Annotated in this window: 27 protein-coding genes and 2 tRNA genes; 21 read left to right on the top strand and 8 right to left on the bottom strand. The window is 68.5% G+C overall.

The annotated features are described in order from the left end of the window. Positions 1-30 precede the first annotated feature (30 nt). Positions 31-621, bottom strand: a complete 591-nt coding sequence (phaR, locus tag BLT59_RS00135) for a polyhydroxyalkanoate synthesis repressor PhaR (protein WP_091774834.1) — start codon at positions 619-621, stop codon at positions 31-33. Between the two features lie 325 nt (positions 622-946). Here phaR and BLT59_RS00130 point away from each other — a divergent pair, with 325 nt between their 5' ends. The 4 genes from BLT59_RS00130 (at position 947) to BLT59_RS00115 (ending at position 4182) form a co-directional block, all read left to right on the top strand. Then, positions 947-2131 carry an acetyl-CoA C-acetyltransferase gene (locus BLT59_RS00130; protein WP_091774831.1) on the top strand — a complete coding sequence of 395 codons (1185 nt, stop codon included), beginning with the start codon at positions 947-949 and terminating at the stop codon, positions 2129-2131. Between the two features lie 114 nt (positions 2132-2245). Then, positions 2246-2974, top strand: coding sequence for an acetoacetyl-CoA reductase (phbB, locus tag BLT59_RS00125; RefSeq protein ID WP_091774828.1), 729 nt, complete (start codon positions 2246-2248; stop codon positions 2972-2974). A 451-nt stretch (positions 2975-3425) separates the two neighbouring features. Beyond that, a complete protein-coding gene (locus tag BLT59_RS00120; protein ID WP_091774825.1) occupies positions 3426-3920 on the top strand; it encodes a hypothetical protein in 495 nt (164 codons plus the stop codon). 22 nt (positions 3921-3942) lie between these two features. Next, a complete protein-coding gene (locus BLT59_RS00115; RefSeq protein ID WP_139173887.1) occupies positions 3943-4182 on the top strand; it encodes a hypothetical protein in 240 nt (79 codons plus the stop codon). A gap of 168 nt (positions 4183-4350) precedes the next feature. Here BLT59_RS00115 and BLT59_RS00110 read toward each other — a convergent pair whose 3' ends face one another. Beyond that, a complete protein-coding gene (locus BLT59_RS00110; protein WP_091774819.1) occupies positions 4351-5577 on the bottom strand; it encodes a glycerophosphodiester phosphodiesterase family protein in 1227 nt (408 codons plus the stop codon). Between the two features lie 97 nt (positions 5578-5674). Here BLT59_RS00110 and BLT59_RS00105 point away from each other — a divergent pair, with 97 nt between their 5' ends. Continuing rightward, a complete protein-coding gene (locus tag BLT59_RS00105; protein ID WP_091774815.1) occupies positions 5675-6589 on the top strand; it encodes an aromatic amino acid exporter YddG in 915 nt (304 codons plus the stop codon). Here BLT59_RS00105 and BLT59_RS00100 read toward each other — a convergent pair. Then, entirely contained in the window at positions 6586-7014 is a 429-nt protein-coding gene (locus BLT59_RS00100; RefSeq protein ID WP_091774812.1) for a cupin domain-containing protein, read from the bottom strand. The genes BLT59_RS00105 and BLT59_RS00100 overlap by 4 nt on opposite strands. A 99-nt stretch (positions 7015-7113) precedes the next feature. On the opposite strand from BLT59_RS00100, the gene BLT59_RS00095 reads away from it, so the two are divergent. Beyond that, entirely contained in the window at positions 7114-7737 is a 624-nt protein-coding gene (locus tag BLT59_RS00095; RefSeq protein ID WP_091774809.1) for a ribonuclease D, read from the top strand. Between the two features lie 163 nt (positions 7738-7900). Here the strand turns inward: BLT59_RS00095 and BLT59_RS00090 are convergent, their stop codons facing one another. Both BLT59_RS00090 and glnA read right to left on the bottom strand, forming a co-directional pair. Next, positions 7901-8539 carry a VOC family protein gene (locus BLT59_RS00090; RefSeq protein ID WP_091774806.1) on the bottom strand — a complete coding sequence of 213 codons (639 nt, stop codon included), beginning with the start codon at positions 8537-8539 and terminating at the stop codon, positions 7901-7903. Between the two features lie 222 nt (positions 8540-8761). Continuing rightward, entirely contained in the window at positions 8762-10171 is a 1410-nt protein-coding gene (glnA, locus tag BLT59_RS00085) for a type I glutamate--ammonia ligase (RefSeq protein WP_091774803.1), read from the bottom strand. A 337-nt stretch (positions 10172-10508) separates the two neighbouring features. Here glnA and BLT59_RS00080 point away from each other — a divergent pair, with 337 nt between their 5' ends. Beyond that, positions 10509-11543, top strand: a complete 1035-nt coding sequence (locus BLT59_RS00080; RefSeq protein WP_012322031.1) for a glutamine synthetase beta-grasp domain-containing protein — start codon at positions 10509-10511, stop codon at positions 11541-11543. A gap of 298 nt (positions 11544-11841) precedes the next feature. Here BLT59_RS00080 and BLT59_RS00075 read toward each other — a convergent pair whose 3' ends face one another. Together BLT59_RS00075 and BLT59_RS00070 are read right to left on the bottom strand one after the other, a co-directional pair. Further along, positions 11842-12021 carry a DUF2735 domain-containing protein gene (locus BLT59_RS00075; RefSeq protein WP_091774800.1) on the bottom strand — a complete coding sequence of 60 codons (180 nt, stop codon included), beginning with the start codon at positions 12019-12021 and terminating at the stop codon, positions 11842-11844. Between the two features lie 184 nt (positions 12022-12205). Then, complete coding sequence (locus tag BLT59_RS00070) at positions 12206-12544, bottom strand: P-II family nitrogen regulator (RefSeq protein WP_003600526.1); 339 nt, start codon at positions 12542-12544, stop codon at positions 12206-12208. Between the two features lie 194 nt (positions 12545-12738). On the opposite strand from BLT59_RS00070, the gene BLT59_RS00065 reads away from it, so the two are divergent. Continuing rightward, a complete protein-coding gene (locus BLT59_RS00065) occupies positions 12739-14241 on the top strand; it encodes an NAD(P)H-hydrate dehydratase (RefSeq protein WP_091774797.1) in 1503 nt (500 codons plus the stop codon). Here BLT59_RS00065 and BLT59_RS00060 read toward each other — a convergent pair. After that, the gene (locus BLT59_RS00060) at positions 14234-15724 is read right to left on the bottom strand and encodes a multicopper oxidase family protein (protein WP_091774794.1); all 1491 of its coding nucleotides are present in this window, start codon (positions 15722-15724) and stop codon (positions 14234-14236) included. The genes BLT59_RS00065 and BLT59_RS00060 overlap by 8 nt on opposite strands. 148 nt (positions 15725-15872) lie before the next feature. Here BLT59_RS00060 and BLT59_RS00055 point away from each other — a divergent pair. The 13 genes from BLT59_RS00055 to BLT59_RS00005 form a co-directional block, all read left to right on the top strand. Then, positions 15873-15957 (top strand) — tRNA-Leu (locus BLT59_RS00055). A gap of 131 nt (positions 15958-16088) precedes the next feature. Then, positions 16089-17510, top strand: a complete 1422-nt coding sequence (gene tig / locus BLT59_RS00050) for a trigger factor (RefSeq protein WP_091774791.1) — start codon at positions 16089-16091, stop codon at positions 17508-17510. A gap of 126 nt (positions 17511-17636) precedes the next feature. Next, a complete protein-coding gene (locus BLT59_RS00045) occupies positions 17637-18263 on the top strand; it encodes an ATP-dependent Clp protease proteolytic subunit (RefSeq protein WP_012322036.1) in 627 nt (208 codons plus the stop codon). Between the two features lie 184 nt (positions 18264-18447). Next, positions 18448-19719: an ATP-dependent Clp protease ATP-binding subunit ClpX gene (gene clpX, locus BLT59_RS00040; RefSeq protein ID WP_091712519.1), complete on the top strand. Its 1272-nt coding sequence runs from the start codon at positions 18448-18450 to the stop codon at positions 19717-19719. A gap of 248 nt (positions 19720-19967) precedes the next feature. Then, positions 19968-22394, top strand: a complete 2427-nt coding sequence (lon, locus tag BLT59_RS00035) for an endopeptidase La (protein ID WP_091774788.1) — start codon at positions 19968-19970, stop codon at positions 22392-22394. 70 nt (positions 22395-22464) lie between these two features. After that, positions 22465-23187 (top strand): aspartate/glutamate racemase family protein, encoded by a 723-nt coding sequence (locus BLT59_RS00030; RefSeq protein WP_091774784.1) that lies wholly within the window; start codon positions 22465-22467, stop codon positions 23185-23187. Positions 23188-23248: 61 nt separating this feature from the next. Beyond that, positions 23249-23324 (top strand) — tRNA-Val (locus tag BLT59_RS00025). A gap of 163 nt (positions 23325-23487) precedes the next feature. After that, positions 23488-24057 carry a GIY-YIG nuclease family protein gene (locus tag BLT59_RS00020; RefSeq protein WP_091774781.1) on the top strand — a complete coding sequence of 190 codons (570 nt, stop codon included), beginning with the start codon at positions 23488-23490 and terminating at the stop codon, positions 24055-24057. A 9-nt stretch (positions 24058-24066) separates the two neighbouring features. Then, on the top strand, positions 24067-24327 hold the full coding sequence (locus BLT59_RS00015; RefSeq protein WP_091774778.1) for a hypothetical protein: 261 nt from the start codon (positions 24067-24069) through the stop codon (positions 24325-24327). Continuing rightward, positions 24324-24500, top strand: coding sequence for a hypothetical protein (locus BLT59_RS31050; RefSeq protein WP_175543884.1), 177 nt, complete (start codon positions 24324-24326; stop codon positions 24498-24500). Before BLT59_RS00015 ends, BLT59_RS31050 begins: the two co-directional genes overlap by 4 nt. A gap of 7 nt (positions 24501-24507) precedes the next feature. Next, a complete protein-coding gene (locus BLT59_RS00010) occupies positions 24508-24786 on the top strand; it encodes a hypothetical protein (RefSeq protein WP_091774775.1) in 279 nt (92 codons plus the stop codon). Positions 24787-24793: 7 nt separating this feature from the next. Continuing rightward, complete coding sequence (locus tag BLT59_RS31045; RefSeq protein WP_175543883.1) at positions 24794-24961, top strand: hypothetical protein; 168 nt, start codon at positions 24794-24796, stop codon at positions 24959-24961. 55 nt (positions 24962-25016) lie between these two features. Continuing rightward, a partial coding sequence (locus BLT59_RS00005) for a helix-turn-helix domain-containing protein (protein ID WP_139173885.1) occupies positions 25017-25269 on the top strand: 253 nt, incomplete at its 3' end.

Raw genomic sequence — 25269 nt, 5'->3', positions numbered from 1 at the left:
AACCCTTTATCCAGCCGTGCCGGCCGGAAATTACTTTTTCGCGAGCGCCTCGAGGCGCTGCTGCATCTCCAGCATCTGGCGCTTGAGATCGTCCAGCTCGCCGCCGGCATAGGGCGTGGGCTGAGGCGGCGCCGGCGGCTGCGCTCCGGGGGCAGGCGGCGCGAAACCCGTGAACATCTTCATGGCGTCGCCGAAGAAGTTCATGTTGGTGCGCACCTGCTGCTCAATCGCGTTCTGGAACGCCGACGGACCGAAGCTGTGGGCGAATTTCTCGCGCAGTCCGTCCTGATCCTTGGCGAAATTCGCCATGGAGAATTCGAGAAAGCTCGGCACCATCGTGCGCATGCTGTCGCCGTAGAATCGGATCAGCTGGCGCAGAAAGGCCACCGGCAGCAGATTCTCGGCGCCGGCCTTGTTCTCCTGCTCGAAGATGATCTGCGTCAGGACCGAGCGGGTGATGTCGTCGCCGGTACGCGCGTCGTACACCACGAAGTCCTCGCCGTTCTGGACCATCGTGGCGAGGTCCTCCAGCGTCACGTAGGTCGAGGTGCCGGTGTGATACAGGCGCCGGTTGGCGTACTTCTTGATGACGGTCTGGGTGGCCTTGACGGTATCCGCCATCGGGAACGGCCTTTCTGGACTCGGGACCGGGGGGCGTTGCAGGCGCGCGATGCTGCCTGACGGAGGCTGTCTTCGCGTCCGCAACACGATCCTTAAAGCCTTCCCCGGGCGCAGAAAACAGCAAACTGCACCTCGTCAACGCAGAATAATGCAGTGCGGCCGGGGCGGTTGCGCCATTTCAGTCTCGCGTTCGCGTCATCGGCGCGTTTTGGCGACCGGATGCACAACCTTGACTTCGCCCATCTCAAGCCCTTCATCCCAGGGCCGGCACAGAGCGCGCCCGGGACGTGGAAGGCGCGCCGGCTCGCGAGAGGAGAACGTTCACATGGCAGGCAGCGAAGAGATCGTCATCGTCGGGGCCGCGCGCACGCCGGTCGGCTCGTTCGGCGGCGCCTTCGGGGCGGTGCCGGCCCACGAACTCGGCGCGACCGCAATCAAGGCCGCCCTGGAGCGGGCCAAGGTGTCGCCCGATGAGGTGGACGAGGTGATCTTCGGCCAGGTCCTCACCGCAGGCGCCGGCCAGAACCCCGCCCGTCAGGCCGCGATCAAGGCCGGCATCCCCGAGAAGGCGACCGCCTGGGGCCTCAACCAGGTCTGCGGCTCGGGGCTGCGCACGGTCGCGATCGGCATGCAGCAGATCGCCAACGGCGACGCCAAGGTCATCGTGGCCGGCGGTCAGGAGTCGATGTCCCTGTCGCCGCACGCGCAGTACCTGCGCGGCGGGCAGAAGATGGGCGACGTCAAGCTCGTCGACACCATGATCAAGGACGGGCTCTGGGACGCCTTCAACGGCTACCACATGGGTCAGACCGCCGAGAACGTCGCCCAGGCCTTCCAGCTCACCCGTGAGCAGCAGGACCAGTTCGCGACCCGCTCGCAGAACAAGGCCGAGGCCGCCCGCAAGGAGGGCCGGTTCAAGGACGAGATCGTCCCCGTCACCGTGCCGGGCAAGAAGGGCGACACGGTCGTCGACAGCGACGAGTACATCCGCGACGGCGCCACCGTCGAGGCGATGGCCAAGCTGAAGCCGGCCTTCGCCAAGGACGGCACCGTGACGGCCGCCAACGCCTCGGGCCTCAACGACGGTGCCGCCGCTCTCGTGCTGATGTCGGCCTCGGAAGCCGAGCGCCGCGGCCTGACCCCGCTCGCCAAGATCAAGTCCTGGGCGACCGCGGGCGTCGATCCAAAGGTGATGGGCACCGGCCCGATTCCCGCTTCCCGCAAGGCCCTGGAGAAGGCTGGCTGGAAGCCGTCCGACCTCGACCTGATCGAGGCCAACGAGGCCTTCGCGGCCCAGGCGCTGGCGGTGAACAAGGATATGGGCTGGGATGACGCGAAGGTGAACGTCAATGGCGGCGCCATCGCCATCGGCCACCCGATCGGTGCCTCGGGCGCGCGCGTCCTCGTCACCCTGCTGCACGAGATGAAGCGGCGCGATGCCAAGAAGGGCCTCGCCACCCTCTGCATCGGCGGCGGCATGGGCGTCGCGATGTGTGTCGAACGGACCTGATCGGTCTGTCACGTCAGTATCGGCCCACAACATAGACTTAAGGCCGAAGTCAGAAAAAATCGCGTGCGGACGCCATCCGCACGCGGCATCAAGTGATGCGAACAGGAGGAAACAATGGCTCAAGGACGCGTCGCCCTCGTGACGGGCGGCACCCGCGGCATCGGCGCGGCGATCTCGAAGCGGCTCAAGGACAAGGGCTACAAGGTCGCCGCCAATTACGCCGGCAACGACGAGGCGGCCAACGCCTTCAAGGCCGAGACCGGCATTCCCGTCTTCAAGTTCGACGTGGGTGATCTCGCGAGCTGCGAGGCCGGCATCAAGGCCGTGGAGGCCGAACTGGGGCCGATCGAGGTGCTGGTGAACAATGCCGGCATCACCCGGGACGGCGCCTTCCACAAGATGACCTTCGACAAGTGGCAGGCGGTCATCAAGACCAATCTCGATTCGATGTTCACCTGCACGCGGCCGCTGATCGAGGGCATGCGCAGCCGCAACTTCGGGCGCATCATCATCATCTCGTCGATCAACGGCCAGAAGGGCCAGGCCGGGCAGACCAACTACTCGGCCGCCAAGGCCGGCGTGATCGGCTTCGCCAAGGCGCTGGCTCAGGAGAGCGCCGCGAAGGGCATCACCGTCAACGTGATCGCGCCGGGTTACATCGCCACCGAGATGGTGATGGCGGTGCCTGAGGAGATCCGCAACAAGATCATCTCGACGATCCCGACCGGCCGGCTCGGTGAGGCCGACGAGATCGCCCATGCGGTCGAGTATCTCGCCAGCGACGAGGCCGGCTTCGTGAACGGCTCGACGCTGACCATCAACGGCGGCCAGCACTTCGTCTGATCGCCGTCGGGCGCGCCGGCCGGAGCCGGCGTGCCCGCCACACGGCCGAGGCCCCCGCGCGGCCGGCCGATCTCCCGCCCGATACCGGCTCTGCCGGCCGCGTGGGGCCGCCCCGGCGGATCGCCGCGGAGACGGCGCGCATCTCCGTTCGACCATCGTCGCGGCAGAGCCCGACGGCCGCGCCCGCCGATCCACGGAGCGCCGGACGCCCCCGCGCAGATCCGTCGGGCCGGTTGCGCCCGCGGGCTCAGGCGCGCCAGCCCGGCAATCCTGACGGAAGTCCTTCCCGGCCTGTGAGCTCGGAGGACGCAGGGATAACGGGCATTGCGGGCAGTGATCGGCCCGATTGGCCACGTGCTCTGAGACACGAACAATTCGAGCGGCCTCGTATAGGCCTCCTTCCATCGGCGCAGGGATAGTCCCGCCGATAGAAGTCGAGGCCCCGATCGTCATGAACAACTGGTTTCACGGTAAATTCGGCGTTCAGTTTATCGGCAAGGACCAGATCTGTTCTTCGGGCGATACGGCAGTGCCGAATGGCCGTGTCGAGAATTCGCGCGGCCGCAGGCTGTCCACCGTCGCCAAGCTCGGCCTCGCTGCGGCCTGTGTTCTGGGGCTGGCCGCCTGCGTCACGCCGCAGGAGCGGCACGCGATGGATCAGAACCAGTGCTACGCCTTCGGCTTCGAGCCCGGCACCGACGCCTTTGCCGAGTGCATGATGGGCCTGCATCAGCAGCGCGCCGTCGCCCAGGCCAACAGCAATCTGTACTGGCAGGCGCAGCTCGCTGAGCAGAACCGCCGCCGCGAGGCGCGGCAGGATCTCTACAAGATCGCCAGCCTGCAGCGGAGCGGCGATCCCCGCTTCCCCGTCTGCGGCGCGTCGTCCGATGGCGGCATGGATCACCGGACCATGACTTGGTACGGCCCGAACTGCCGCGCCCGCTGACCTCGATCAGGAGATGAAGACGATGTCGGACGTCACCACGAAAGTCCCGGGGAACGCGAGCAAATTCATCTTCGCCACGACGGCGATGTTCGCGGCCACGATCGGGATGGTTACGCAGGACTGGCGGTGGTTCTTCGTCGCGATGCTCGGCAGCGCTGCCGTTCAGTGCGTGATTTACTTACCGCTTCAGAGATGGTTCGGCTGGAAGCCGCTCGATTTCGGCCATCTGGGTCATCTCGTCCTGCTGCTGTTCCCGTACTGAGACGCCCAGAAGCGGCGGCGCCCAGAGAGGCCGCCGCTCCTGCTGATCCATCACGCCGAGACACCAACCATGACGCTTGCGCTGATCATCACCGGCTTCCTCATCGTCAATTTCATGATGGCGGGCATCTTCTCTCTCGTGGCCCTGTGGGCCGACTGAGCCGTCTTCCTAAGGCGCACCGACGCAATTGGCGTAGAAGGTCGTGGTTGCGGGCCAATCGGAGAAGACGCCCAGCACACCCACCTGACCGTGCAGCACGTCGAGCAGCCGCAGGATGTCGCCGTCGCCGGTCACTACCGGCTTGATCGACTGATAATAATATCCGCCGCCGCCCTTCAGGGGACCCGAGCGCTCCAGGGACCACGCGATCAGCCCCAGCCCTGCCTTCTTCGCCTCCCGCGCGTAGGTCGAGGGCTCGATCGTCCCGTCCGACCCCGGCCGGACCAGCATCCAGAGCGGCGGTGCCAGGATCTTCACGCCCTTCTGCGCCAGCTCGGCCATGCCGGGCTGCCAGGTGGCGGGCTTCTCCGGGTCGAAGCCCTTCGCGGTCTCGTCGCGGTCGTCGAGGAAGATCGCCTGCCGGCCGAAATCCGGGTCCTTCTCGAGCCAGTAGAGGATGTCGCGCAGCTGGAAGCTCTGGGGATAGACGTCGGAGGCCGGGATACCCGCCGCCTTGTATTCGTCGATCAGCTGCTGGGCGTACATGTCCTGCGTGTAGGTGCCCTGGAACGGCATCGCGACCTGCGGTGCCTTCAGCTCGGGGGTGAACTTCCGCCCCATCTCCTTCACCAGCGCGATATATTCCTTGTGGGACATCAGCGTGCCGGTGCCGGCGTAGAGATCGGTGCGCCAGCGCGGGGTCGCGTTCATGTAGGCCGAGACGCTGGTCGCATCCGGATCGGCCGCATCCATCTTCCCGTTCAGCGACTTGAACTCGTCGAGTGTCAGGTCGCTGGTGCAGCACTTGGCCGAGGCCTTGCGGCCGGTGGCCGGGTCGGCCGGCGTGAAGCCCTGCGTGCATTTCGCCGCAAGTTCGGGCCGGGCCAGGATGTCGGTGGTCGTGTGCAGGTCGCACTGGCTGTGCCGGCAGACCAGCTGGCGGTCCTTGGTGAAGGCGACATCGCACTCGATGATCCCGGCGCCCATCCGGTCCGCGGCGCGCAGCCCCTCCCTCGTATGCTCCGGGAACATCAGCGGCGCGCCCCGGTGCGAGATCGAGAAGGTCCTGGGCGTGTAGGTCCGGTCGATCCCGCAGGCGGCGAGCTTGTCCTTCAGCGGTCCCGGCTTCAGCTGGTCGACGAGGTAGAAGGGCCGGGGCCCGAGCTGGGCGGCCTCGCCGGCGAGGCCGGGGCCCGTGCCCAGCAGCAGCGCCAGCCCGATCATGATCGCACGCATCGCGAACCTCCCGTTCCAGGCCGCCGGTAGAGCGCGCCGATGACAGGGCCATGACCCCGGTCTCGCCGACTCGGAAGCCGCATGCTAGCCGCAGGCCATGAGCGCGCCTGCATCGATCTTAACCCTGCGCCCGCGGAGCGCGAGCGCCACCATCGCGGGCTTCGGCGCGATTCTGCTGTGGTCGCTGCTCGCCCTGTTCACCGCCGCCTCCGGCACGGTGCCGCCGTTTCAGCTCGCCGCCCTGACCTTCCTGATCGGTGGCCTCTGCGGCTGTGTCACGTGGATCGCCCGGCCGGGCCGTGCCCGCGCGCTGATCCAGCCCTGGCCGGTCTGGCTGCTCGGGGTCGGGGGCCTGTTCGGCTACCATGCCCTCTACTTCAGCGCCCTGCGCCTTGCGCCCCCCGCCGAGGCCGGGCTGATCAACTACCTCTGGCCGCTGCTGATCGTCCTGTTTTCCGCCCGCCTGCCGGGCTCGGGCGGGCTGCGCCCGGGCCATCTCGCCGGGGCCGTCCTGGGCCTCGCCGGCGTCGCGGTCCTGTTCGCCGGACGGAGCGATCTCGCCTTCGAGGCGGGCGCGCTGCCGGGCTACGCGGCCTCCCTGACGGCGGCCTTCGTCTGGGCCGGATATTCGGTGCTCTCGGCCCGGGTCGGCCAAGTGCCGACCGACGCGGTCGCGGGGTTCTGCCTCGCCACGGCGGCACTCAGCCTCGCGTGCCATCTGGCCTTCGAGGCGACGGTCTGGCCGGCCGATGCGGTGCAATGGGGCGCGGTGCTTCTGCTCGGTCTCGGACCCGTGGGGGCGGCCTTCTACCTCTGGGATATTGGCTGCAAGCGCGGCGACGTCCGGCTCCTCGGTGTCACGGCCTACGCGGCACCGGTCCTCTCGACGCTGATCCTGGTGGCATCGGGCTATGCCAGCCCGAGCCCTACCCTGGCGGTCGCCTGCCTGCTCATCGTCGCAGGCGCGCTCACGGCGGTGCAGGCTTCGCGTACGGGGTCGAAGCGAGGCTAACGCCGCGGCGTCGGCCGCCAATCCGGCGGCGCCATCTCGAACCCTGAGAACTCGAAGCCCGGCGAGACCGTGCAACCGACGAGCGTCCACGCCCCGAGGCTGGTGGCCGTCTGCCAATGGCCCGCCGGCACGACGCATTGCGGGCGCTGGCCGGCGGCGAGATCCGGCCCGAGATGCCGAGCGGTGGCGTCGTGCCCGTTCGGGCTCGTGGTGATCACGAGCGGCGCGCCGGCGTGCCAGTGCCAGATCTCGGTGGCGTCGACCCGGTGCCACGCCGAGACCTCGCCGAGATCCAGCAGGAAATAGATCGCGGTGCCGACCGAGCGCCCGTCGACGTTACGGGGATCGCGGAACGTCTCGCGGTAATGCCCGCCCTCGGGATGGGGCTCCAGTCCCAGGGTCGCGATCACCTCGGCTGCCGTCATGTCCAGCTCCCTGTCCGTCGCGTCCGCGCGATTCGTTCGCGGCTTGCCGGCCCTTGGCCCCGATGCTACCGGCCGAAAAACCCGCAAGGTCCGAGAACGATGCCGAGCTCCACCGTCCGTCTCCACCGCGGCGACCTGCCCGCCGACTACGCTGCAGGCCGGGCGGTGGCCATCGACACCGAGACCCTCGGGCTCAACCCACACCGGGACCGCCTCTGCGTGGTGCAGCTCTCCACCGGCGATGGCACGGCCGATGTGGTCCAGATCCCGCAAGATGGGCCGGAGCCGGTCGTTCTCAAGCGGGTCCTGGCCGATCCCGGGATCCTGAAGATCTTCCACTTCGCGCGGTTCGACGTGGCGGTGCTGTACAAGGCGCTCGGGGTGATGCCGAGCCCGGTCTACTGCACCAAGATCGCCTCGAAGCTCGCGCGGACCTACACCGATCGGCACGGCCTGAAGGACGTTGTTCGCGAACTCGTCGGCGTCGACCTGTCGAAGCAGCAGCAATCCTCCGACTGGGGGGCCGAGAACCTGTCGCAGGCCCAGCTCGATTACGCGGCCTCGGACGTCCTCCACCTCCACGCGGCCCGGGAGCGGCTCGACGCCATGCTGGCCCGGGAGGGCCGCACCGACCTCGCGGCCGCCTGTTTCGCCTTCCTGCCGACCCGGGCCCGGCTCGACCTCGAGGGCTGGCCCGAGACCGACATCTTCGCGCACACATGAGGCGGCGGAGGCGCCTGCGCACTTCCGGTGCCGAGTGAGACTTTCCTGTCACCGCACCGCGATGTGTCGCTGGTAGGTTGTGTCTGCCTGGGCTTCCAGCCCCGGCCAGTCCCTCCTCGCCGGTCACCCACCCGATCAGGCCGGCGAGGAGGGTCCGTCGCATTCATGTGAGCGTCCGGGTGCCCGACGGCGTCGTGATGCGGGCCGTGAACCGGGAGAGGGCGCCCCGCGCGAGGCGCGGCGCGTCGCCGAGGCCCAGCCGCCCATGGAGCGCGGCCACGCCATCGGGGTCCGGATGCGCCAGCTCCACCGCCGCGAGACGGGCTCCCAGATCTGGCATCGTCCGGGCGGGATTGCCGGCCGGTCCCCAGGCCATCGCGCAGGGCGCAGCACCGTCCGCCGGCCATCCCCCGTCCGGGGGCAGGGCGAAGCGCCAGGACAGGTCGCCGCGGGTCATGGTGGCCGCCGCGCCGAGGAGCGCGCCGTGGGCGGTGAGAACGCCGTCGAGATCGTCCGTGCGGGCGACGAAGCCGCGCAGCCGTCGTCCCGAATCCCAGTCTGCCCGCACCCGCGCGGCGTCGCCGAGGCCGAACCAGCGGGTGCGGGACGGCGGCGGCGCGTCGGGGTCGACGGCGATCACCTCCAGGAACAGGGCCTCGCCGAGGCGGAGAAGGTGGTTGCGCGTGCCCATCTCGCGGTGGCGGCCCCCCTCCGGCATGGCGAGGCCGAGGCAGTCCCGGACATGCGCCACGCCCTCCGCGAGATCGGGTGCGACGACGACGAGGTGATCGAGGGTGAGCATCGGGCAGGATCCGTGTGACCGCTTGCGCCTCCGCGGCCGGCCGTCGGGCATTCGCCGGGCCGCGCCGGTCCCGACCCGGCACCCGTCCTGACGGGCGCGCCTCGGATCAGGAGAAGCTGGGAAGTGCCGGAACGTCCCCAAGAAAAAGGCCGGGGCCCCGCGAGAGGCCCCGGCCCGGAGAGAGGGCGCCGGGCCGGGTGCGATGCCCGGCCCGCTCTCACCTCACAGCGAGTAGTACTGCACGAACTCGATCGGGTGCGGGGTCATCTCGTAGCGCAGCACCTCGATCATCTTCAGCTCGATGAACGAGTCGATCTGGTCGTCCGAGAACACGCCGCCCTCCTTGAGGAAGGCGCGGTCCTTGTCGAGGCTGTTCAGCGCCTCGCGGAGCGATCCGCAGACGGTCGGGATCTTCTTCAGCTCCCGCGGCGGCAGCTCGTACAGGTCCTTGTCCATGGCCGGGCCCGGATCGATCTTGTTCCGGATACCGTCGAGGCCGGCCATCAGCAGCGCCGAGAAGGCGAGGTAGGGGTTCGCCATCGGGTCGGGGAAGCGGACCTCGACGCGCTTGGCCTTCGGGCTCTTGGTCCACGGGATGCGGCAGGAGGCCGAGCGGTTGCGCGCCGAGTAGGCGAGCAGCACCGGCGCCTCGTAGCCCGGCACCAGGCGCTTGTACGAGTTGGTCGACGGGTTGGTGAAGGCGTTGAGCGCCTTGGCGTGCTTAATGATGCCGCCGATGTACCAGAGGCACTCCTGGGAGAGGCCGGCATACTTGTCGCCGGCGAAGACCGGCTTGCCGTCCTTCCAGATCGACTGGTGGACGTGCATGCCCGAGCCGTTGTCGCCGTAGACGGGCTTGGGCATGAAGGTCGCGGACTTGCCGTAGCTCTGCGCGACGTTGTGGATGCAGTACTTGTAGATCTGCATGTGGTCGGCGAGCAGGGTCAGCGTGTCGAACTTCATGCCGAGCTCGTGCTGGGCCGAGGCCACCTCGTGGTGATGCTTCTCGACCTTCACGCCCATCGACTGCATGGCGGCCAGCATCTCGCCGCGCATGTCCTGGGCCGAATCCTGCGGCGGGACCGGGAAGTAACCGCCCTTGGTCTGGACCCGATGGCCGAGGTTGCCGCCCTCGTAATCGGTGAAGCCGTTGGTCGGCAGCTCGGTGGAATCGAGCTCGAAGCCGGTGCGGTAGGGGTCGGCAGCGAACTTCACGTCGTCGAACACGAAGAACTCAGCCTCGGGCCCGACATAGATCGTGTCGCCGATGCCGGTCTGCTGCAGGTAGGCTTCGGCGCGCTTGGCGGTGCCGCGGGGGTCGCGGCCGTAGGGCTCGCCGGTGGCCGGCTCCAGCACGTCGCACACGATCGACATAGTCGCGGCGGAGAAGAACGGGTCCAGGGTGGCGGTCACCGGATCCGGCATCAGCAGCATGTCGGACTCGTTGATCGCCTTCCAGCCGGCGATCGAGGAGCCGTCGAACATGGTGCCCTCGTCGAAGATCTCCTCGTCGATGAGCGACACGTCGAACGTGACGTGCTGCCACTTGCCGCGCGGGTCGGTGAACCGGAAGTCCACGTAACGCACGTCGTTGTCCCGGATCGTCTTCAGCACCTCGGCCGCAGTGGTCATCGTGGGCATCCTCCAGGGATCTTTCGAATCGTCTCTCGGGGCGCACCCGCACGGGGGTCGCGTACGCCGGCAAGCGGGGCTTGATATCCGGCACGGGCGTGCCTTGCCACCCGCCGGGCACGGGAATCGGCTGTCGGATGGAACGATCAACCCGCGAGTTCGCGCGATCTCGCAAGCGTGATCGCGCAATCCCGTTTCTAGGGCAGCGTTGTTCTCCGGCAATGGCCCCTCTGGCACGATCCATGCAAAGGCGGCCCCAGCCGTCGACGAGGCGGCAAGCCGTTCGCGTCTTCCCGGGTTGCCCAGGTCGCGCATCGATACGGACGAGAGAACCGGAATGACCAAATATAAGCTCGAGTACATATGGCTCGACGGGTACACGCCGACCCCGAACCTCCGCGGTAAGACGCAGATCAAGGAATTCGACAGCTTCCCGACCCTCGAGCAGCTCCCGATGTGGGGCTTCGACGGCTCGTCCACCAAGCAGGCCGAGGGCGGCAGCTCCGACTGCATGCTGAAGCCCGTGCGCCACTTCCCCGACCCGGCCCGCAAGAACGGCGTGCTGGTGATGTGCGAAGTGATGATGCCGGACGGCGTGACCCCGCACGAGTCCAACAAGCGGGCCACCATCCTGGACGATGCCGGCGCCTGGTTCGGCTTCGAGCAGGAGTACTTCCTGTACAAGGACGGCCGCCCGCTCGGCTTCCCCGCCTCCGGCTACCCGGCGCCGCAGGGCCCGTACTACACCGGCGTCGGCTACTCGAACGTCGGCGACGTCGCCCGCAAGATCGTCGAGGAGCACCTCGACCTCTGCCTCGACGCCGGTATCAACCACGAGGGCATCAACGCCGAGGTGGCCAAGGGCCAGTGGGAGTTCCAGATCTTCGGCAAGGGCTCCAAGAAGGCCGCCGACGAGATGTGGATGGCCCGCTACCTCCTGCAGCGCCTCTGCGAGAAGTACGGCATCGACGTCGAGTACCACTGCAAGCCGCTCGGCGACACCGACTGGAACGGGTCGGGCATGCACTGCAACTTCTCAACCGCGTTCATGCGCGAGCACGGCGGCAAGGCCTATTTCGAGAAGCTCATGGAGGCGTTCAAGAACGCCCGCGAGGAGCACATCGCCGTCTACGGTCCGGACAACCACATGCGCCTGACCGGCAAGCACGAGACCGCCTCGATCCACGAGTTCTCGTACGGCGTGGCCGACCGCGGCGCCTCGATCCGCGTGCCGCATTCCTTCGTCAACAACGGCTACAAGGGCTACCTTGAGGACCGCCGCCCGAACTCCCAGGGCGACCCCTACCAGATCGCCTCGCAGGTGCTGAAGACGATCGCTTCCGTGCCGACCGAGGCCGCCGCAGCCGCGTAAGACGCGACGGGGAGCGCCAAGCTTCCAGACAGAACCAACGGAGCCGGGCCCTCGGGTCCGGCTTCGCCGTTTCCGGGACCAGGGAAGGGCCTGGTTCCGACAGGGCAGCCGCGATCAGCACCGTCATTCCGGGGCGCCGCAGGCAAGCCCCGACCCGGAGTGGCGCGCCGGTGGCGGGCGACCCGGAACCGCTATGCGTGCAAGGATCTGGCCCGTCTCCGCGTCCGGGTTCCGGGCGACGCAGCGCGGCCTCGGGAGGGCGGGGCGGTGTCCGGGTTCCGGCGCGGGGTCGCCCGCCTCAGGGCCGGCGCGGACGCTCGTCCTCGCGGATCGCGGCCTCGTGGTACCACGCGCCGCCGCCAAAGCTCGGAACGGGTGCGGGCTTCGCGTCCGGAGCGGTCCGGGCGATCCCGCGTGCGCGCCGGAACGCGGACAGATCGTAGATCTTGGCGCTCCCGCGCGGGTCCGTGTCGGCCATCGCACATCCTCCTACATCGGGTTCAAGCGGCCGATCAGGCCGGCCGTTCCCGATGATGTGGGGTGCGGACCACGGCGCTCCAGGGCAGAAAGCGCCGATGCCGGACATTCGCGCAGTGCGAAATCTTAGGCAGATGACGAGGGATGAGCGTACCGGCGGCCCCTGAGCCGCCGAAAGGCGGTCGTCAGATCGCGTCCGTGCCGGTCTCACCGGTGCGGATGCGGATCGCCTCCTCGATCGTCGAGACGAAGATCTTGCCGTCGCCGATACGACCGGTCTGGGCCGACTTGCGGATCGCCTCCACGGCGCCCTCGACCAGAGCATCGGACAGGACGATCTCCAGCTTCACCTTAGGCAGGAAGTCGACCACATATTCGGCGCCCCGGTAGAGCTCCGTATGGCCCTTCTGACGGCCGAACCCCTTCGCCTCGATGACGGTGATGCCCTGGAGACCGACCTCCTGGAGCGCCTCCTTCACCTCGTCGAGCTTGAAAGGCTTGATGATCGCTTCGATCTTCTTCATGCCGCTCGGGCCTGCGCTGCAATGCCTGGCATTTCTAACATCCTCGTGACGCCTCCGCCATGCCGTTTTCACGGTGTGTCGGACCATAGTGCCTATTTCATGTGCGTTATACGCACATCCTTAGGGCGCTTCCCGGTATTATGGCGCGGATTTAATCAAGGCTGACCGGTGTGCGGGCAAAAGCGGAGACGGACATGCGGGTGCTGACGGTCGCGGCGATGAGGCGGGTCGATGCCGCGGCGATCGCGGGCGGGGTGCCGGGTATCACGCTGATGGAGGCGGCCGGCGCCGCGGTGGCCGACCGCGCCCGCGCTCGGCTGCCGGTCGGCGGCCGGGCCGTGGTCCTATGCGGGCCAGGCAATAACGGCGGCGACGGCTTCGTCGCCGCGCGCCTGCTGGCCGATGCCGGCTACGGCGTCGAGCTGTTTCTCCTCGGCGACCGCTCGGCGCTGACGGGCGATGCCGCCCGCGCGGCCCAGGCCTGGACGGGCCCTGTCCAGCGGCCCGATAGCGGCGCGGTCCCGTCCTGCGACCTCGTGATCGACGCTCTGTTCGGGGCCGGTCTGTCGCGCGACCTCGACGGAGCCGCCCGCGCGCTCGTCGAGGCGGTGAATGCCGCCGGGCTCCCGGTGCTGGCCGTCGACGTGCCGAGCGGGGTCGACGGCGACACTGGCGCGGTGCGCGGCGCCGCGATCCGGGCGGTGGAGACCGTGACCTTCGTGACCTACAAGCCGGGCCATCTGCTCGAGCCCGGGCGCAGCCTCTGCGGCCAGATCAGCCTGGCCGACATCGGGACCGGGCCGGAGGCCTTGGAGGCCGGCCTGGCCGCCTGCGCGCCGCTCTTCCGGAACGGCCCCGAACTGTGGGGCCGGGCCGTCCCGCGGCTCACCGGGGCCAGTCACAAATACACCCGCGGCCACGCCCTGGTCCTGTCGGGGCCGGCCACCAAGACCGGCGCGGCGCGGCTTGCCGCCCGCGGTGCCCTGCGGGTCGGTGCCGGGCTCGTGACCGTGGCGTCGCCGGCCGCGGCGCTCGCCGAGAATGCCGCCCACCTCACGGCGATCATGCTGCGGCCCTGCGAGAGCGCCGACGATCTCGACGACCTGCTCACCGACGAGCGCCTGAACGTGATCCTGGCGGGGCCGGGGCTCGGCACCGGCGAGCCGACCCGCGAGCGCATCGCGGTGGCGGCGGCGGCCGGGCGCGGCCTCGTCCTCGACGCCGACGCGCTGACGAGCTTCGCGGGCCAGGCGTCGCTGCTGGCCGCCCATCTCGCGGATGGCGATGCCCGCGCCGTGCTGACGCCGCATGCCGGCGAGTTCGCGCGGCTGTTCGAGAAGACGGACGCCGCGGCGGAGGGCGCCGACAAGGTCGCGCGGACCCGCGCCGCGGCCGCGCTCACCGGTGCCGTCGTGGTCCTCAAGGGAGCCGATACCGTGATCGCCAGCCCGGACGGGCGCGCGGCGATCAACGACCATAGCAGCCCCTATCTCGGCACCGCAGGTTCGGGTGATGTGCTCGGCGGCCTGATCGCCGGCCTGATGGCGCAGGGCATGCCACCTTTCGAGGCCGCCGCCGCCGGCGTCTGGCTGCACGGCGATGCCGGCCTGCGCCACGGCCCGGGCCTGATCGCGGAGGACATCCCGGAGCTGATGCCGACGGTGCTGCGGGACCTCCTTGAGGTCGTCCTCAGGTGACCTCGAACAGGGTCCAGAGGCCGGTATCGAACCGCTCCAGCACGGTGGCACTGATCAGCCAGCGCCCCGGATTGTCGGCCAGGAAGCCGATCCGGGCGGTCCGGCCCTCCAGGAGCTGGAACGTGTCGAGCCAGTAGGGCTCCCAGCCGTCGTCGAGGGGGTGGAGCAGGCGGAAGCAGTGGCCGTGCAGGTGCAGGGCCTGCGGGAAGGCGGTTTCGTTACGCAGGGCCAGGACCACGACCTGGCCCCGCTTCACCGAGAAGATCGGCTGCAGGCCCGTGACGCCGCTCGCGCCGTTCACCGACCAGATCTTCTGTGGATCGCCCGTGTAGACCGGATCGGCGGCCGGGCCGTCCTTGGTCCCGTCCTTGGTCTTCGGCACGAAGGCGCCGCCGGTGATCACCACGTCGCGGCGCAGGGCGTTCTGGAGCTTGATCTCGGCCGGCAGACGCTTGTTCTCGCCGATCGGCCCGATCGGCGGACGCTTCTCGGTGATCCTGGCGCCCTTGGTGGTGACGCTCGCGAGCGTCAGGCCCTTCCCGATCAGCGCCTCGATCGTGCAGCGGGCCCCCTCCTCTTCCGGCAGGTCGACCATCAGGTCGTAGCGGGTGCCGGGCGGAAACGGCAGGGTGGCCCGCAGCGGTTCGAACGTGTCGGTGGGCTGCCCGTCGACGGCCGCCACGTAGACCTTCACGCCCTCGAACTTGATACGCGTCGCCCGCGCGTTGCAGGCATTGCCGAGCCGCAGGCGGACCCGGGAGCCCGGCCGGGCCTCGAAGGCGCCCGGCACCGGCTTGCCGTTGACGGTCACGAGGTTGCCGAGGCGCCCGTGCGCGGCCGCAAGCGCCGTCTGCCCGAAGGCCATCAGCGTGCCGTCGTCCTGGAGCCGCCAGTCCTGCAGGACAACGCTGACGTCGGCGTCGACGGGCGGCGGGTTCGCCTCCTCGACGACCAGCATGCCCGCGAGCCCGCGGCCCGACGGCTCGCTCGCCCCGCCGACGATCAGGGGCCGGATCAGGTAGGAGCCGGCATCCGGCGGCGTGAAAGTGTAGAGGAAGTCGCCGCCCGGCGGGATCGGGGCCTGGGTCACCCCGCCGACGCCGTCCATGGCGTTGACGTTGCGCACGCCGTGCCAGTGCAGCGACAGCGGCTTGTCGGTCCGGTTCTCGACCTTCAGCCGCACCGCCTGCCCGAGCTTCACCCGGATCACGGGCGGCAGGGCCTTGCCGTCGAAGCACCAGACCGGCGTCTCGGGCGCGGGTTCCGGCCTGAACCGCGCCGTGCCGGGCGCTGCCGGAAGAGCAGCGGGGTCCGGTTGTACGGGGGGCGGCACGGTGGCGGGGACAGCCGGCGTCGCGCCCGGAGCCTGGGCCCGCGCGCCGTCCGGCACCAGCCCGAAGGCGGCAGCCGTGACGAGAAGCGTCCGGCGCGACGGCGAACCGGTGCGCGAATCGGTCGGCGGCACAGGGCGGGATGGCGGCATGGGATCTCGGCTGCGGCTCGCGACGGGTCCGCTCCTTAGCGGCGCGCGGGCTCCCGCGCCACAGGGGCAAGTTTTTTGCTGCGGGCCCGCCGGCCCATGCTATAGGGCGCGCTTCCGGCGGCCGGCGATGCGCCGGATGTCGGCGCGCGCGGGCGTGGCGGAACTGGTAGACGCGCTGGATTTAGGTTCCAGTGTCGCAAGACGTGGGGGTTCGAGCCCCTCCGCCCGCACCAGGACGTCTGCTGAGGTTGCGGTCCCATCGGGACCCTCCGCCCCGTACCCGACATCTCGGCATCCCGGTCCGCGCGAGCACGATGCCGGTCCGGCCGGCGACCCCAGGTTTCTTTGAAGAGCGACGACGACGATGCAGGTGACCGAGATCAACGCCCAGGGGCTGAAGCGCGAGTTTCAGGTTCTGCTGGCCGCTCAGGAACTCGAGGAGCGCCTGACCACCGAGCTGTCCGGTATGAAGGACAAGGTGCAGCTCAAGGGCTTCCGCCCCGGCAAGGTGCCGGTCGCGCACCTGCGCAAGGTCTACGGCCGGTCGGTGATGGCCGAGGTGGTGCAGAACGCCGTCAACGAGGCCAACCGCCAGATCGTCACCGATAACGGCCTCAAGCTCGCCCTGGAGCCGCAGGTCGAGTTCCCGACCGACCAGGCCGAGGTCGAGAAGGCGCTCGACGCCAAGGGCGACCTCGCCTTCAAGGTCGCCCTCGAGGTGATGCCGAGCTTCGAGCTCGCCGACCTCTCCGACGTCAGCCTGACCAAGCGCGTCGCCAAGCCCTCCGACGCGGAGGTGAACGAGGCGCTGGAGCGGATGGCCGGCCAGAGCCGTCCGTTCTCCGAGCGCGAAGAGGGCGCCGAGGCGCAGAGCGGCGACCGGGTGACCATCGACTTCGTCGGCCGCATCGACGGAGAGGAGTTCCAGGGCGGCAAGGGCGAGGGCATCGACCTGGAGCTCGGCTCCGGCTCGTTCATCCCCGGCTTCGAGGAGCAGCTCGTCGGCGCCAAGGTCGGCGACAAGCGGCTCGTGAAGGTGACCTTCCCGGAAGCTTACGGGGCCGAGAACCTCGCCGGGAAGGATGCCGAGTTCGACGTGACGGTCACGAAGATCCAGGCGGCGGGCGAGGCCAAGATCGACGACGAACTCGCCAAGTCGATGGGCATGGAATCCCTGGAGAAGCTCCGCGAGGCCGTGTCGGAGGCGATCGGGCGCGACTTCGAGGCCGCCACGCGCCGCCGCCTCAAGAAGGATCTCCTCGACGCGCTCGACGGCAAGTACGCCTTCGAGCTGCCCCCGTCCCTGGTGGCGCAGGAATTCGCCGCCGTGTGGGCCCAGGTCGAGCAGGACCTCAAGACCCGCGGCAAGACCTTCGAGGACGAGGACACCACCGAGGAGAAGGCCCAGGCCGAGTACCGGAAGATCGCGGAACGGCGCGTCCGTCTCGGTCTCGTGCTTGCGCAGGTCGGCGAGAGCGCCGATATCAAGGTCTCGGACGAGGAGGTGAACCAGGCCCTCATCGCCCGGGTCCGGCAGTTCCCGGGCCAGGAGCAGCAGGTCTGGGACTTCTACCGGAAGAATGCGCAGGCGCTCGCGGAACTCCGCGCGCCCCTGTTCGAGGAGAAGGTCGTCGACCACGTCCTCGGGCAGGTCAAACTCGTCGAGGAGCCCGTCTCGAAAGAGGCGCTTTTCGCAGACGAAGATGACGACGACACGACCGGCGAGAAGCCGGCAGACAAGGCCGAGGCCAAGGACGAGTCCAAGACCGAAGCCAAGGCCGACTGAGTCCCGCTCTGTCCCAGGACGGCGGGCAAGGGTTAGGCGATGGTTAAGCATCGCCGGTGTTCGCTGACATGCCCGGGGCTGCCCTGATTCGCGGCAGCCCCGGGCCTCACTCCGGGGCAGGACGAGATGAGAGATCCGATCGACGTCTACAACAACGCGCTCGTGCCGATGGTCGTCGAGCAATCGAGCCGCGGCGAGCGCGCCTTCGACATCTACTCCCGCCTGCTCCGCGAGCGCATCATCTTCCTCACCGGCCCCGTGGAGGATTACGGCGCGTCGCTGATCGTGGCGCAGCTGCTGTTCCTCGAGGCGGAGAACCCGAAGAAGGAAATCTCCTTCTACATCAACTCCCCCGGCGGCGTGGTCACCTCCGGCCTGTCGATCTACGACACGATGCAGTTCATCCGCTGCCCGGTGACGACGCTCTGCGTCGGCCAGGCCGCCTCGATGGGCTCGCTCCTGCTCACCGCCGGCGAACCCGGCCACCGCTTTGCCTTGCCGAATGCCCGGATCATGGTCCACCAGCCGTCGGGGGGCTTCCAGGGTCAGGCGACCGACATCCTGATCCACGCCCGCGAGATCGAGGCGCTGAAGCGGCGCCTGAACGAGATCTACGTGAAGCATACCGGCCGCGACTACGACACGATCCACACGGCTCTGGAGCGCGACAACTTCATGACCGCCGACGCGGCCAAGGAGTTCGGCCTCATCGACGAGGTGATCGAGAAGCGCCCGGAACCGGCGGCCGCCTGAGTGCCCCGCGACCCCTGACCGCCGCGGCGTGGCCTTGATCCCGCCGCGGCAGCGTGTTTGCATCCGAGACCGGGCCCTTCGGTCAAAGGCGCGCAGCACACTGTTTCTTTAAACGGGCCCCCTACATTCAAACGATGCGCGTGCGCCCCTAGCCGGCGGCGGACGCGAGGAATCGGAGACCGATATGAGCAAGACTGGCGGCAACGATTCGAAGAGCACGCTGTATTGCTCGTTCTGCGGCAAGAGCCAGCACGAGGTCCGCAAGCTGATCGCCGGCCCGACGGTGTTCATCTGCGACGAGTGCGTCGAGCTGTGCATGGACATCATCCGCGAGGAGTCGAAATCCTCGCTGGTGAAGAGCCGCGACGGCGTGCCGACCCCCAAGGAAATCCGCCGCGTCCTCGATGACTACGTCATCGGCCAGGACTTCGCCAAGAAGGTCCTCTCGGTCGCGGTGCACAACCACTACAAGCGGCTCGCGCACGCGACGAAGCACAACGACGTCGAGCTGGCCAAGTCCAACATCATGCTGATCGGGCCGACCGGCTCGGGCAAGACGCTGCTCGCGCAGACGCTCGCCCGCATCCTCGACGTGCCGTTCACCATGGCGGACGCCACGACGCTCACCGAGGCCGGCTATGTCGGTGAGGACGTCGAGAACATCATCCTCAAGCTGCTCCAGGCCTCGGACTACAACGTCGAGCGGGCGCAGCGCGGCATCGTCTACATCGACGAGATCGACAAGATTTCCCGTAAGTCCGACAACCCGTCGATCACCCGCGACGTGTCGGGCGAGGGCGTGCAGCAGGCGCTCCTGAAGATCATGGAGGGCACGGTCGCTTCCGTCCCGCCCCAGGGCGGCCGGAAGCACCCGCAGCAGGAATTCCTGCAGGTCGACACGACGAACATCCTGTTCATCTGCGGCGGCGCCTTCGCGGGGCTGGAGCGGATCATCTCGCAGCGCGGCAAGGGCACCTCGATCGGCTTCGGCGCGACCGTGCAGGCCCCCGACGACCGCCGCACCGGCGAGATCTTCCGCTCGGTCGAGCCGGAGGACCTTCTGAAGTTCGGTCTCATCCCCGAGTTCGTCGGCCGTCTCCCGGTCCTGGCGACGCTCGAGGATCTCGACGAGGCCGCGCTGAAGAAGATCCTGCAGGAGCCGAAGAACGCCCTGGTCAAGCAGTACCAGCGGCTGTTCGAGATGGAGAACGTCGACCTCACCTTCCAGGACGACGCGCTGTCGCTCGTCGCCCGCAAGGCCATCGAGCGCAAGACCGGCGCCCGCGGCCTGCGGTCGATCCTGGAGACGATCCTGCTCGACACGATGTACGACCTGCCGGGCCTCGAGTCCGTAGAGCAGGTGGTCATCGGCCCGGAGGTGGTCGAGGGCAAATCGCGCCCGCTCTACATCCACGGCGACCGCAACAAGGACGCGCCCGCCAGCGTCAGCGCGTAAGCGCTTGGTAGGGTTGCGTTAAGCGCCCGGCTCCGGCCGGGCGCGCTGCGGGGAACATCTTGAAAACGCTGCACCCCGCAGCCACCTCAGGCTCAGCGCGGTGGCCGCACGCTCCTTCGAGGTCCGGTCCGCGTCGCCAGCCGCAAAGTTAGCGAAATCCCGACCCTCGCGGCCCGGTCGGCCCCTGGCTGTAGGCGCGCCCCATGCATGGAGGCGTCGAACCCGGGCGTCCCTGAGAGGAAGTCAGCATGTCACAGTCGAAATCGCGCCAGCCGGTGGTCCCGGGCACGACGGGCTCCTATGCCGTCCTCCCCCTGCGCGACATCGTCGTCTTCCCGCACATGATCGTGCCCCTGTTCGTGGGGCGTGAGAAGTCGATCCGCGCCCTTGAGGAGGCCGTGCGCACCGACCGCCATATCCTGCTCGCCACCCAGATCAACGCGGGTGACGACGATCCGGCGACGGATGCGATCTACAAGATCGGCACCCTTGCCTCCGTCCTCCAGCTGCTGAAGCTGCCCGACGGCACCGTGAAGGTGCTGGTCGAGGGCGTCGGCCGCGCCAAGGTCACGGGCTTCACCCGCTCGGACGAGTATTACGAGGCGACAGCCGAGGCCCTGCATGACGAGCTCGGCGACCGCGTCGAGGCCGAGGCGCTCGCGCGCTCGGTGCTCTCGGAGTTCGAGAACTACGTCAAGCTGAACAAGAAGATCTCGCCCGAGGTCGTCTCCGCCGTGACCCAGATCGACGAGCCCTCGAAGCTCGCCGACACGATCGGCTCGCACCTGCTCGTCAAGATCTCCGACAAGCAGGGCATCCTGGAGACGCCCACGGTGGCGCAGCGCCTCGAGCGCGTGCTGTCGCTGATGGAGAGCGAGATCTCCGTGCTGCAGGTGGAGAAGCGCATCCGGACCCGCGTCAAGCGGCAGATGGAGAAGACCCAGCGCGAGTACTACCTGAACGAGCAGATGAAGGCGATCCAGAAGGAGCTGGGCGACTCCGAGGATGGCCGCGACGAGCTGGCCGAGCTGGAAGAGAAGATCGAGAAGACCAAGTTCACCAAGGAGGCTCGCGACAAGGCGACGGCCGAGCTGAAGAAGCTGCGCCAGATGTCGCCGATGTCGGCCGAGGCGACCGTCGTGCGCAACTACCTCGACTGGATGCTCGGCATCCCGTGGGGCAAGCGCTCGAAGATCAAGAAGGACCTGCTCGGCGCCCAGGCGCTTCTCGATGAGGACCATTTCGGCCTCGACAAGGTCAAGGAGCGGATCGTCGAGTACCTCGCCGTGCAGCAGCGCGCGAACAAGCTCACCGGCCCGATCCTGTGCCTCGTCGGCCCCCCCGGCGTCGGCAAGACCTCGCTCGGCAAGTCCATCGCCAAGGCGACGGGTCGCGAGTTCGTGCGCATGTCGCTCGGCGGCGTGCGGGACGAGGCCGAGATCCGCGGTCACCGCCGCACCTATATCGGCTCGATGCCCGGCAAGATCGTGCAGTCGATGCGCAAGGCCAAGACCTCGAACCCGCTCATCCTGCTCGACGAGATCGACAAGATGGGCATGGATTTCCGCGGCGATCCGTCGGCGGCGCTCCTCGAGGTGCTCGACCCTGAGCAGAACAGCACCTTCAACGACCACTACCTGGAGGTGGATTACGACCTCTCGAACGTGATGTTCGTGACCACGGCCAACACCCTCAACATCCCGGGCCCGCTCATGGACCGGATGGAGGTGATCCGCATTGCCGGGTACACCGAGGAGGAGAAGGTCGAGATCGCGCGCAAGCACCTGATCCCGAACGCGCTGAAGAAGCACGGCCTCGGGACGCACGAGTGGTCGATCGACGACGATGGCTTGATGATGCTGGTCCGCCGCTACACGCGGGAGGCCGGCGTCCGCAACCTGGAGCGCGAGCTGTCCAACCTGATCCGCAAGGCGGTGAAGGAGATCCTGATCACCAAGACCAAGTCGGTCGCGGTGACCCCGGAGACCCTTCCTGTCTTCCTCGGCCCGCCGAAGTTCCGCTACGGCGAGATCGACGCGGACGATCAGGTCGGCGTGGTCACCGGTCTGGCCTGGACCGAGGTCGGCGGCGAGTTGCTGACGATCGAGGGCGTCATGATGCCCGGCAAGGGCAAGATGACGGTCACCGGCAACCTGAAGGACGTGATGAAGGAATCGATCTCGGCGGCCGCATCCTATGTGCGCTCGCGGGCCATCGATTTCGGCATCGAGCCGCCGCTCTTCGAGCGTCGCGACATCCACGTCCACGTTCCGGAGGGGGCGACCCCGAAGGATGGTCCGTCGGCCGGCATCGCCATGGCCACCGCGATCATCTCGACGCTGACCGGGATCCCGGTGCGCCGCGACGTCGCGATGACCGGCGAGGTGACGCTCCGCGGTCGGGTCCTGCCGATCGGCGGCCTCAAGGAGAAGCTGCTCGCCGCGCTGCGCGGCGGCATCAAGACGGTGCTGATCCCCGAAGAGAACGCCAAGGACATCGCCGAGGTGCCTGACAGCGTGAAGAACGGGCTCGAGATCTTCCCGGTCTCGCGGATGGATCAGGTGCTCGAGAAGGCGCTGGTCCGCCAGCCCGAGGCGATCGAGTGGGAGGAGCCGCTGCCGGTGGCCAAGCCTGCTCGGACCGAGGAGGACGGGGCCGCCTTCGTGGCGCACTGAACCGTCGACTGAACGTGATGAGCCCCCGGAGCTTCGAGCCCCGGGGGCTTTTTCATGCGCGGAGGTCCGGATGCGCATCCTGCTGATCAACCCGAATACCAGCGCCCATGTGACGGACCTCGTCGCTGGGTCTGTCCAGGCACAGCTCGGCGGTCGGGCGGAACTGCGCGCCGTCACCGGCCGCTTCGGGGCCCGCTACATCGCGAGCCGCGCCGCTGCGGCCATTGCGGCTCACGCGGCCCTCGACGCCCTGGCGGAGCACGGAGCCGGGTGCGACGCGGTTTATCTGGCCTGTTTCGGCGATCCGGGTCTGCTCGCCCTGCGGGAGCTGTCGCGGGTGCCGGTCGTCGGCATGGCGGAAGCGGCCTGCCGTGAGGCTGCCGCAGCCGGCCGTTTCGGTATCGTCACCGGGGGCGCGGCCTGGGAGCCGATGCTGCGGGAATTCGTGGCCGGGCTCGGCCTCTCCGAGGTCTTGGCGGCGCTCCACACGGTGGCTCCGAGCGGCGGCGCTATCGCCCGCGACCCGGGCGCGGCTCTGGCGACCCTGGCCGAGGCCTGCCGCGCCTGCGCGGCGTCCGGCGCCGAGCGGGTGATTCTCGGGGGCGCCGGTCTCGCGGGGCTGGCGGCGCGGATCGCTCCGCAGGTGCCCGTTCCCCTGATCTGCTCGGTCGAGGCAGGAACCCGCGCGGTTTTGGCGGCGGCGGGCCCATCCGCGTCGGTCCGGTCAAGGCCGGAACCGATGGAGAGCCTCGGCTTGACACCGGCTTTGGCGGCGCGGCTCGCCGATCCCTGACGCCGGTTGGCGACACGGACCCTTGCACCTGACGGGTGCCATGCCGTAACGGTCGCCGGCCGGGCGGTTAGCTCAGTTGGTAGAGCGTCTCCTTTACACGGAGAGGGTCGGGGGTTCGAGTCCCTCACCGCCCACCAAGATTTTGCGTTTTGTATCAGCGCTTTGCACCTTGCGGTTTCCGGAGAGCGGCCTAGTTTCAGGGCTTATTCTCTAACCATTCTCCAAAAACCGCTCATGGGACGTCCTCAACTCCCGGCTCGCCTCTATCTCCGGAGCAGCAAAAACTCCGCGCCGCGATGGGTGATCCGCTACCGCGATACGGTGGTTTCGACCGGGTGCGCCGAGCACGAGCTCGCGAAGGCTGAGGAGATGCTGGCCGCGTTCGATGAGACCCGGAGGCGCGTGAAGCGGCGGCGCCATCGATACCCGACCGGTCACATCTATTTCATCTCGCGGCCGGACGACCCGTCGTATCCCGTGAAGGTCGGCTACACGGGGGCATCGCTCTACATGCGTGTCGCCAACGTCCAGGTCGGGAATCCGCATCGCCTCGACGTGATCGCCTCGTGCGAGGCGCACTACACGACCGAGCTGAAGCTCCACCTCCGGTTAGGGGAGGGGCGTCTCTTGGGTGAATGGTTCGCTAGGTCCGAGCTGCTCCAAGAGGCCATGTCGGCGGCGAAGGGCGGCCGTCTCGAGGAGTGGCTGGGTATCGTGTCGATGCCGCCTGATCCGCCGGCACCTGTCATCGAGAAGCGCCCGGCGCGCGGCACTGAACGCGTGCTCGCCGCGGCTTCACGAAGGCCGACTTCGGCGAAGCGCCCTTACCGGCCGGCCGCTGCCGTCGACACGCCGACCGGCGCGCGGTAGCCCATACCTATGGCCAAGGAACCGCCGACCGTCTCCGAGCGACACAAGGCGGCCGAGGTCACCGACCAGGAGATCGACGCTGCGGTCGACGCGGTGCTCGCGGATCTCGCGACCGAGGCTTACCCGCTCGCGAAAGGGTGGACGCTCGACCTCGTCGAGACGCTCCGGACGAACACCCGCGCGGCCGAGGCGCTGGCCACCGACAAGGCGGCCTGGAAGCGCAACATGGTCCGGACCGCGGTCCTGTTGGCCCATCCGGTGAAGGCATGATTCCCGAAGAGGATCCCGTGGCCGAGGCCGTGACGGTCCTCACCTCGCGCGGGCATACTGTCGAGCCCGACGACGACTTCGAGAATTGGCGCGTCGACGGAGGCGACTGGCTCAACGCCGGCGACCTGCTGGCATGGGCGATCGTGCTTGGCCTGAACGGCGGCGTGCAGTAGCGGTGGTATGACCTTCACCTGGCGCCGTACCTTTCCGAACACGCACAACGATTTCGTGGCCGAGGAGGCGGGCGAGCACGTAGGCCGCATCAGGCGGATTGACTGCGGCCCGCAGAACGGCATCTGGACATGGAGTTGCACCGGCTGCCAGCGCGGGCACGAAGCCGAGGGTGTCCGGCCGCTGAACGGCATGGTCGAGACCCGGGACGGAGCGATCGAGGCGCTCGCCGCTGCGTGGGCGCGAGCCAAGGCTTGGAGCGCGCGGACCGGGCTGCCTATGGCGTGAGGACGCCATGACCGACGAGCAGAAGGGCTACCTGCAGGCGCTGTCCGATGTGCGCGCATGGCACCAGTGGCAGATCGGGCAGAAATTCGAAGACACGCGAGGCCGGGAAGGCCATGAAGCGGCCGTCGCTTGGCTCGATCTGCTCATCGCCGCGACAGAGGAGCACGCGGCCTAGTGCAGTGACGCGGACGGAGGATTCACGCAGGCGGTGAGGCGTGCGAGTCTGGGCCATGGCTCAGACGGTATGCGTTCTTCTCGATGCGAGCGACGCGGCACGGCTGGCTGCGATCGCCAGCGACCGCTCTCGCCCGCTCAAACATATCCAGCGCGCCCGCATCGTCTTGCTCTCGGCCGAGCGCCTGAGTGTCCAGGACGTCGCCCGGCGAGCGGGCGTCAGCCGTCCGGCCGTGTGGCGCTGGCAGCGGCGCTACGCCGAGGCGGGCGTCGAGGGTCTGCTGCGCGACAAGACGCGTCCGCCCGGGA

It is taken from the genome of Methylobacterium sp. UNC378MF (assembly GCF_900103195.1).
Classification (GTDB): Bacteria; Pseudomonadota; Alphaproteobacteria; order Rhizobiales; family Beijerinckiaceae; genus Methylobacterium.
Note: the sequence above shows the minus strand (reverse complement) of the source record. Positions and strands in the feature narration are given on the sequence as shown.

What these genes read in the sequence shown, in the direction of transcription:
- BLT59_RS31050 (WP_175543884.1), top strand. Translation starts at nt 24,324, where the DNA reads ATGATTCCCGAAGAGGATCCCGTGGCCGAGGCCGTGACGGTCCTCACC.
- BLT59_RS00060 (WP_091774794.1), bottom strand. Translation starts at nt 15,724, where the DNA reads ATGCCGCCATCCCGCCCTGTGCCGCCGACCGATTCGCGCACCGGTTCG.
- BLT59_RS00080 (WP_012322031.1), top strand. Translation starts at nt 10,509, where the DNA reads ATGACCAAATATAAGCTCGAGTACATATGGCTCGACGGGTACACGCCG.
- BLT59_RS00070 (WP_003600526.1), bottom strand. Translation starts at nt 12,544, where the DNA reads ATGAAGAAGATCGAAGCGATCATCAAGCCTTTCAAGCTCGACGAGGTG.
- BLT59_RS00090 (WP_091774806.1), bottom strand. Translation starts at nt 8,539, where the DNA reads ATGCTCACCCTCGATCACCTCGTCGTCGTCGCACCCGATCTCGCGGAG.
- phaR (WP_091774834.1), bottom strand. Translation starts at nt 621, where the DNA reads ATGGCGGATACCGTCAAGGCCACCCAGACCGTCATCAAGAAGTACGCC.
- BLT59_RS00095 (WP_091774809.1), top strand. Translation starts at nt 7,114, where the DNA reads ATGCCGAGCTCCACCGTCCGTCTCCACCGCGGCGACCTGCCCGCCGAC.
- BLT59_RS00045 (WP_012322036.1), top strand. Translation starts at nt 17,637, where the DNA reads ATGAGAGATCCGATCGACGTCTACAACAACGCGCTCGTGCCGATGGTC.
- BLT59_RS00100 (WP_091774812.1), bottom strand. Translation starts at nt 7,014, where the DNA reads ATGACGGCAGCCGAGGTGATCGCGACCCTGGGACTGGAGCCCCATCCC.
- BLT59_RS00065 (WP_091774797.1), top strand. Translation starts at nt 12,739, where the DNA reads ATGCGGGTGCTGACGGTCGCGGCGATGAGGCGGGTCGATGCCGCGGCG.
- BLT59_RS00015 (WP_091774778.1), top strand. Translation starts at nt 24,067, where the DNA reads ATGGCCAAGGAACCGCCGACCGTCTCCGAGCGACACAAGGCGGCCGAG.
- clpX (WP_091712519.1), top strand. Translation starts at nt 18,448, where the DNA reads ATGAGCAAGACTGGCGGCAACGATTCGAAGAGCACGCTGTATTGCTCG.
- glnA (WP_091774803.1), bottom strand. Translation starts at nt 10,171, where the DNA reads ATGACCACTGCGGCCGAGGTGCTGAAGACGATCCGGGACAACGACGTG.
- BLT59_RS00030 (WP_091774784.1), top strand. Translation starts at nt 22,465, where the DNA reads ATGCGCATCCTGCTGATCAACCCGAATACCAGCGCCCATGTGACGGAC.
- lon (WP_091774788.1), top strand. Translation starts at nt 19,968, where the DNA reads ATGTCACAGTCGAAATCGCGCCAGCCGGTGGTCCCGGGCACGACGGGC.
- BLT59_RS00105 (WP_091774815.1), top strand. Translation starts at nt 5,675, where the DNA reads ATGAGCGCGCCTGCATCGATCTTAACCCTGCGCCCGCGGAGCGCGAGC.
- BLT59_RS00115 (WP_139173887.1), top strand. Translation starts at nt 3,943, where the DNA reads ATGTCGGACGTCACCACGAAAGTCCCGGGGAACGCGAGCAAATTCATC.
- tig (WP_091774791.1), top strand. Translation starts at nt 16,089, where the DNA reads ATGCAGGTGACCGAGATCAACGCCCAGGGGCTGAAGCGCGAGTTTCAG.
- BLT59_RS00120 (WP_091774825.1), top strand. Translation starts at nt 3,426, where the DNA reads ATGAACAACTGGTTTCACGGTAAATTCGGCGTTCAGTTTATCGGCAAG.
- BLT59_RS00075 (WP_091774800.1), bottom strand. Translation starts at nt 12,021, where the DNA reads ATGGCCGACACGGACCCGCGCGGGAGCGCCAAGATCTACGATCTGTCC.
- BLT59_RS00110 (WP_091774819.1), bottom strand. Translation starts at nt 5,577, where the DNA reads ATGCGTGCGATCATGATCGGGCTGGCGCTGCTGCTGGGCACGGGCCCC.
- BLT59_RS31045 (WP_175543883.1), top strand. Translation starts at nt 24,794, where the DNA reads ATGACCGACGAGCAGAAGGGCTACCTGCAGGCGCTGTCCGATGTGCGC.
- BLT59_RS00130 (WP_091774831.1), top strand. Translation starts at nt 947, where the DNA reads ATGGCAGGCAGCGAAGAGATCGTCATCGTCGGGGCCGCGCGCACGCCG.
- phbB (WP_091774828.1), top strand. Translation starts at nt 2,246, where the DNA reads ATGGCTCAAGGACGCGTCGCCCTCGTGACGGGCGGCACCCGCGGCATC.
- BLT59_RS00010 (WP_091774775.1), top strand. Translation starts at nt 24,508, where the DNA reads ATGACCTTCACCTGGCGCCGTACCTTTCCGAACACGCACAACGATTTC.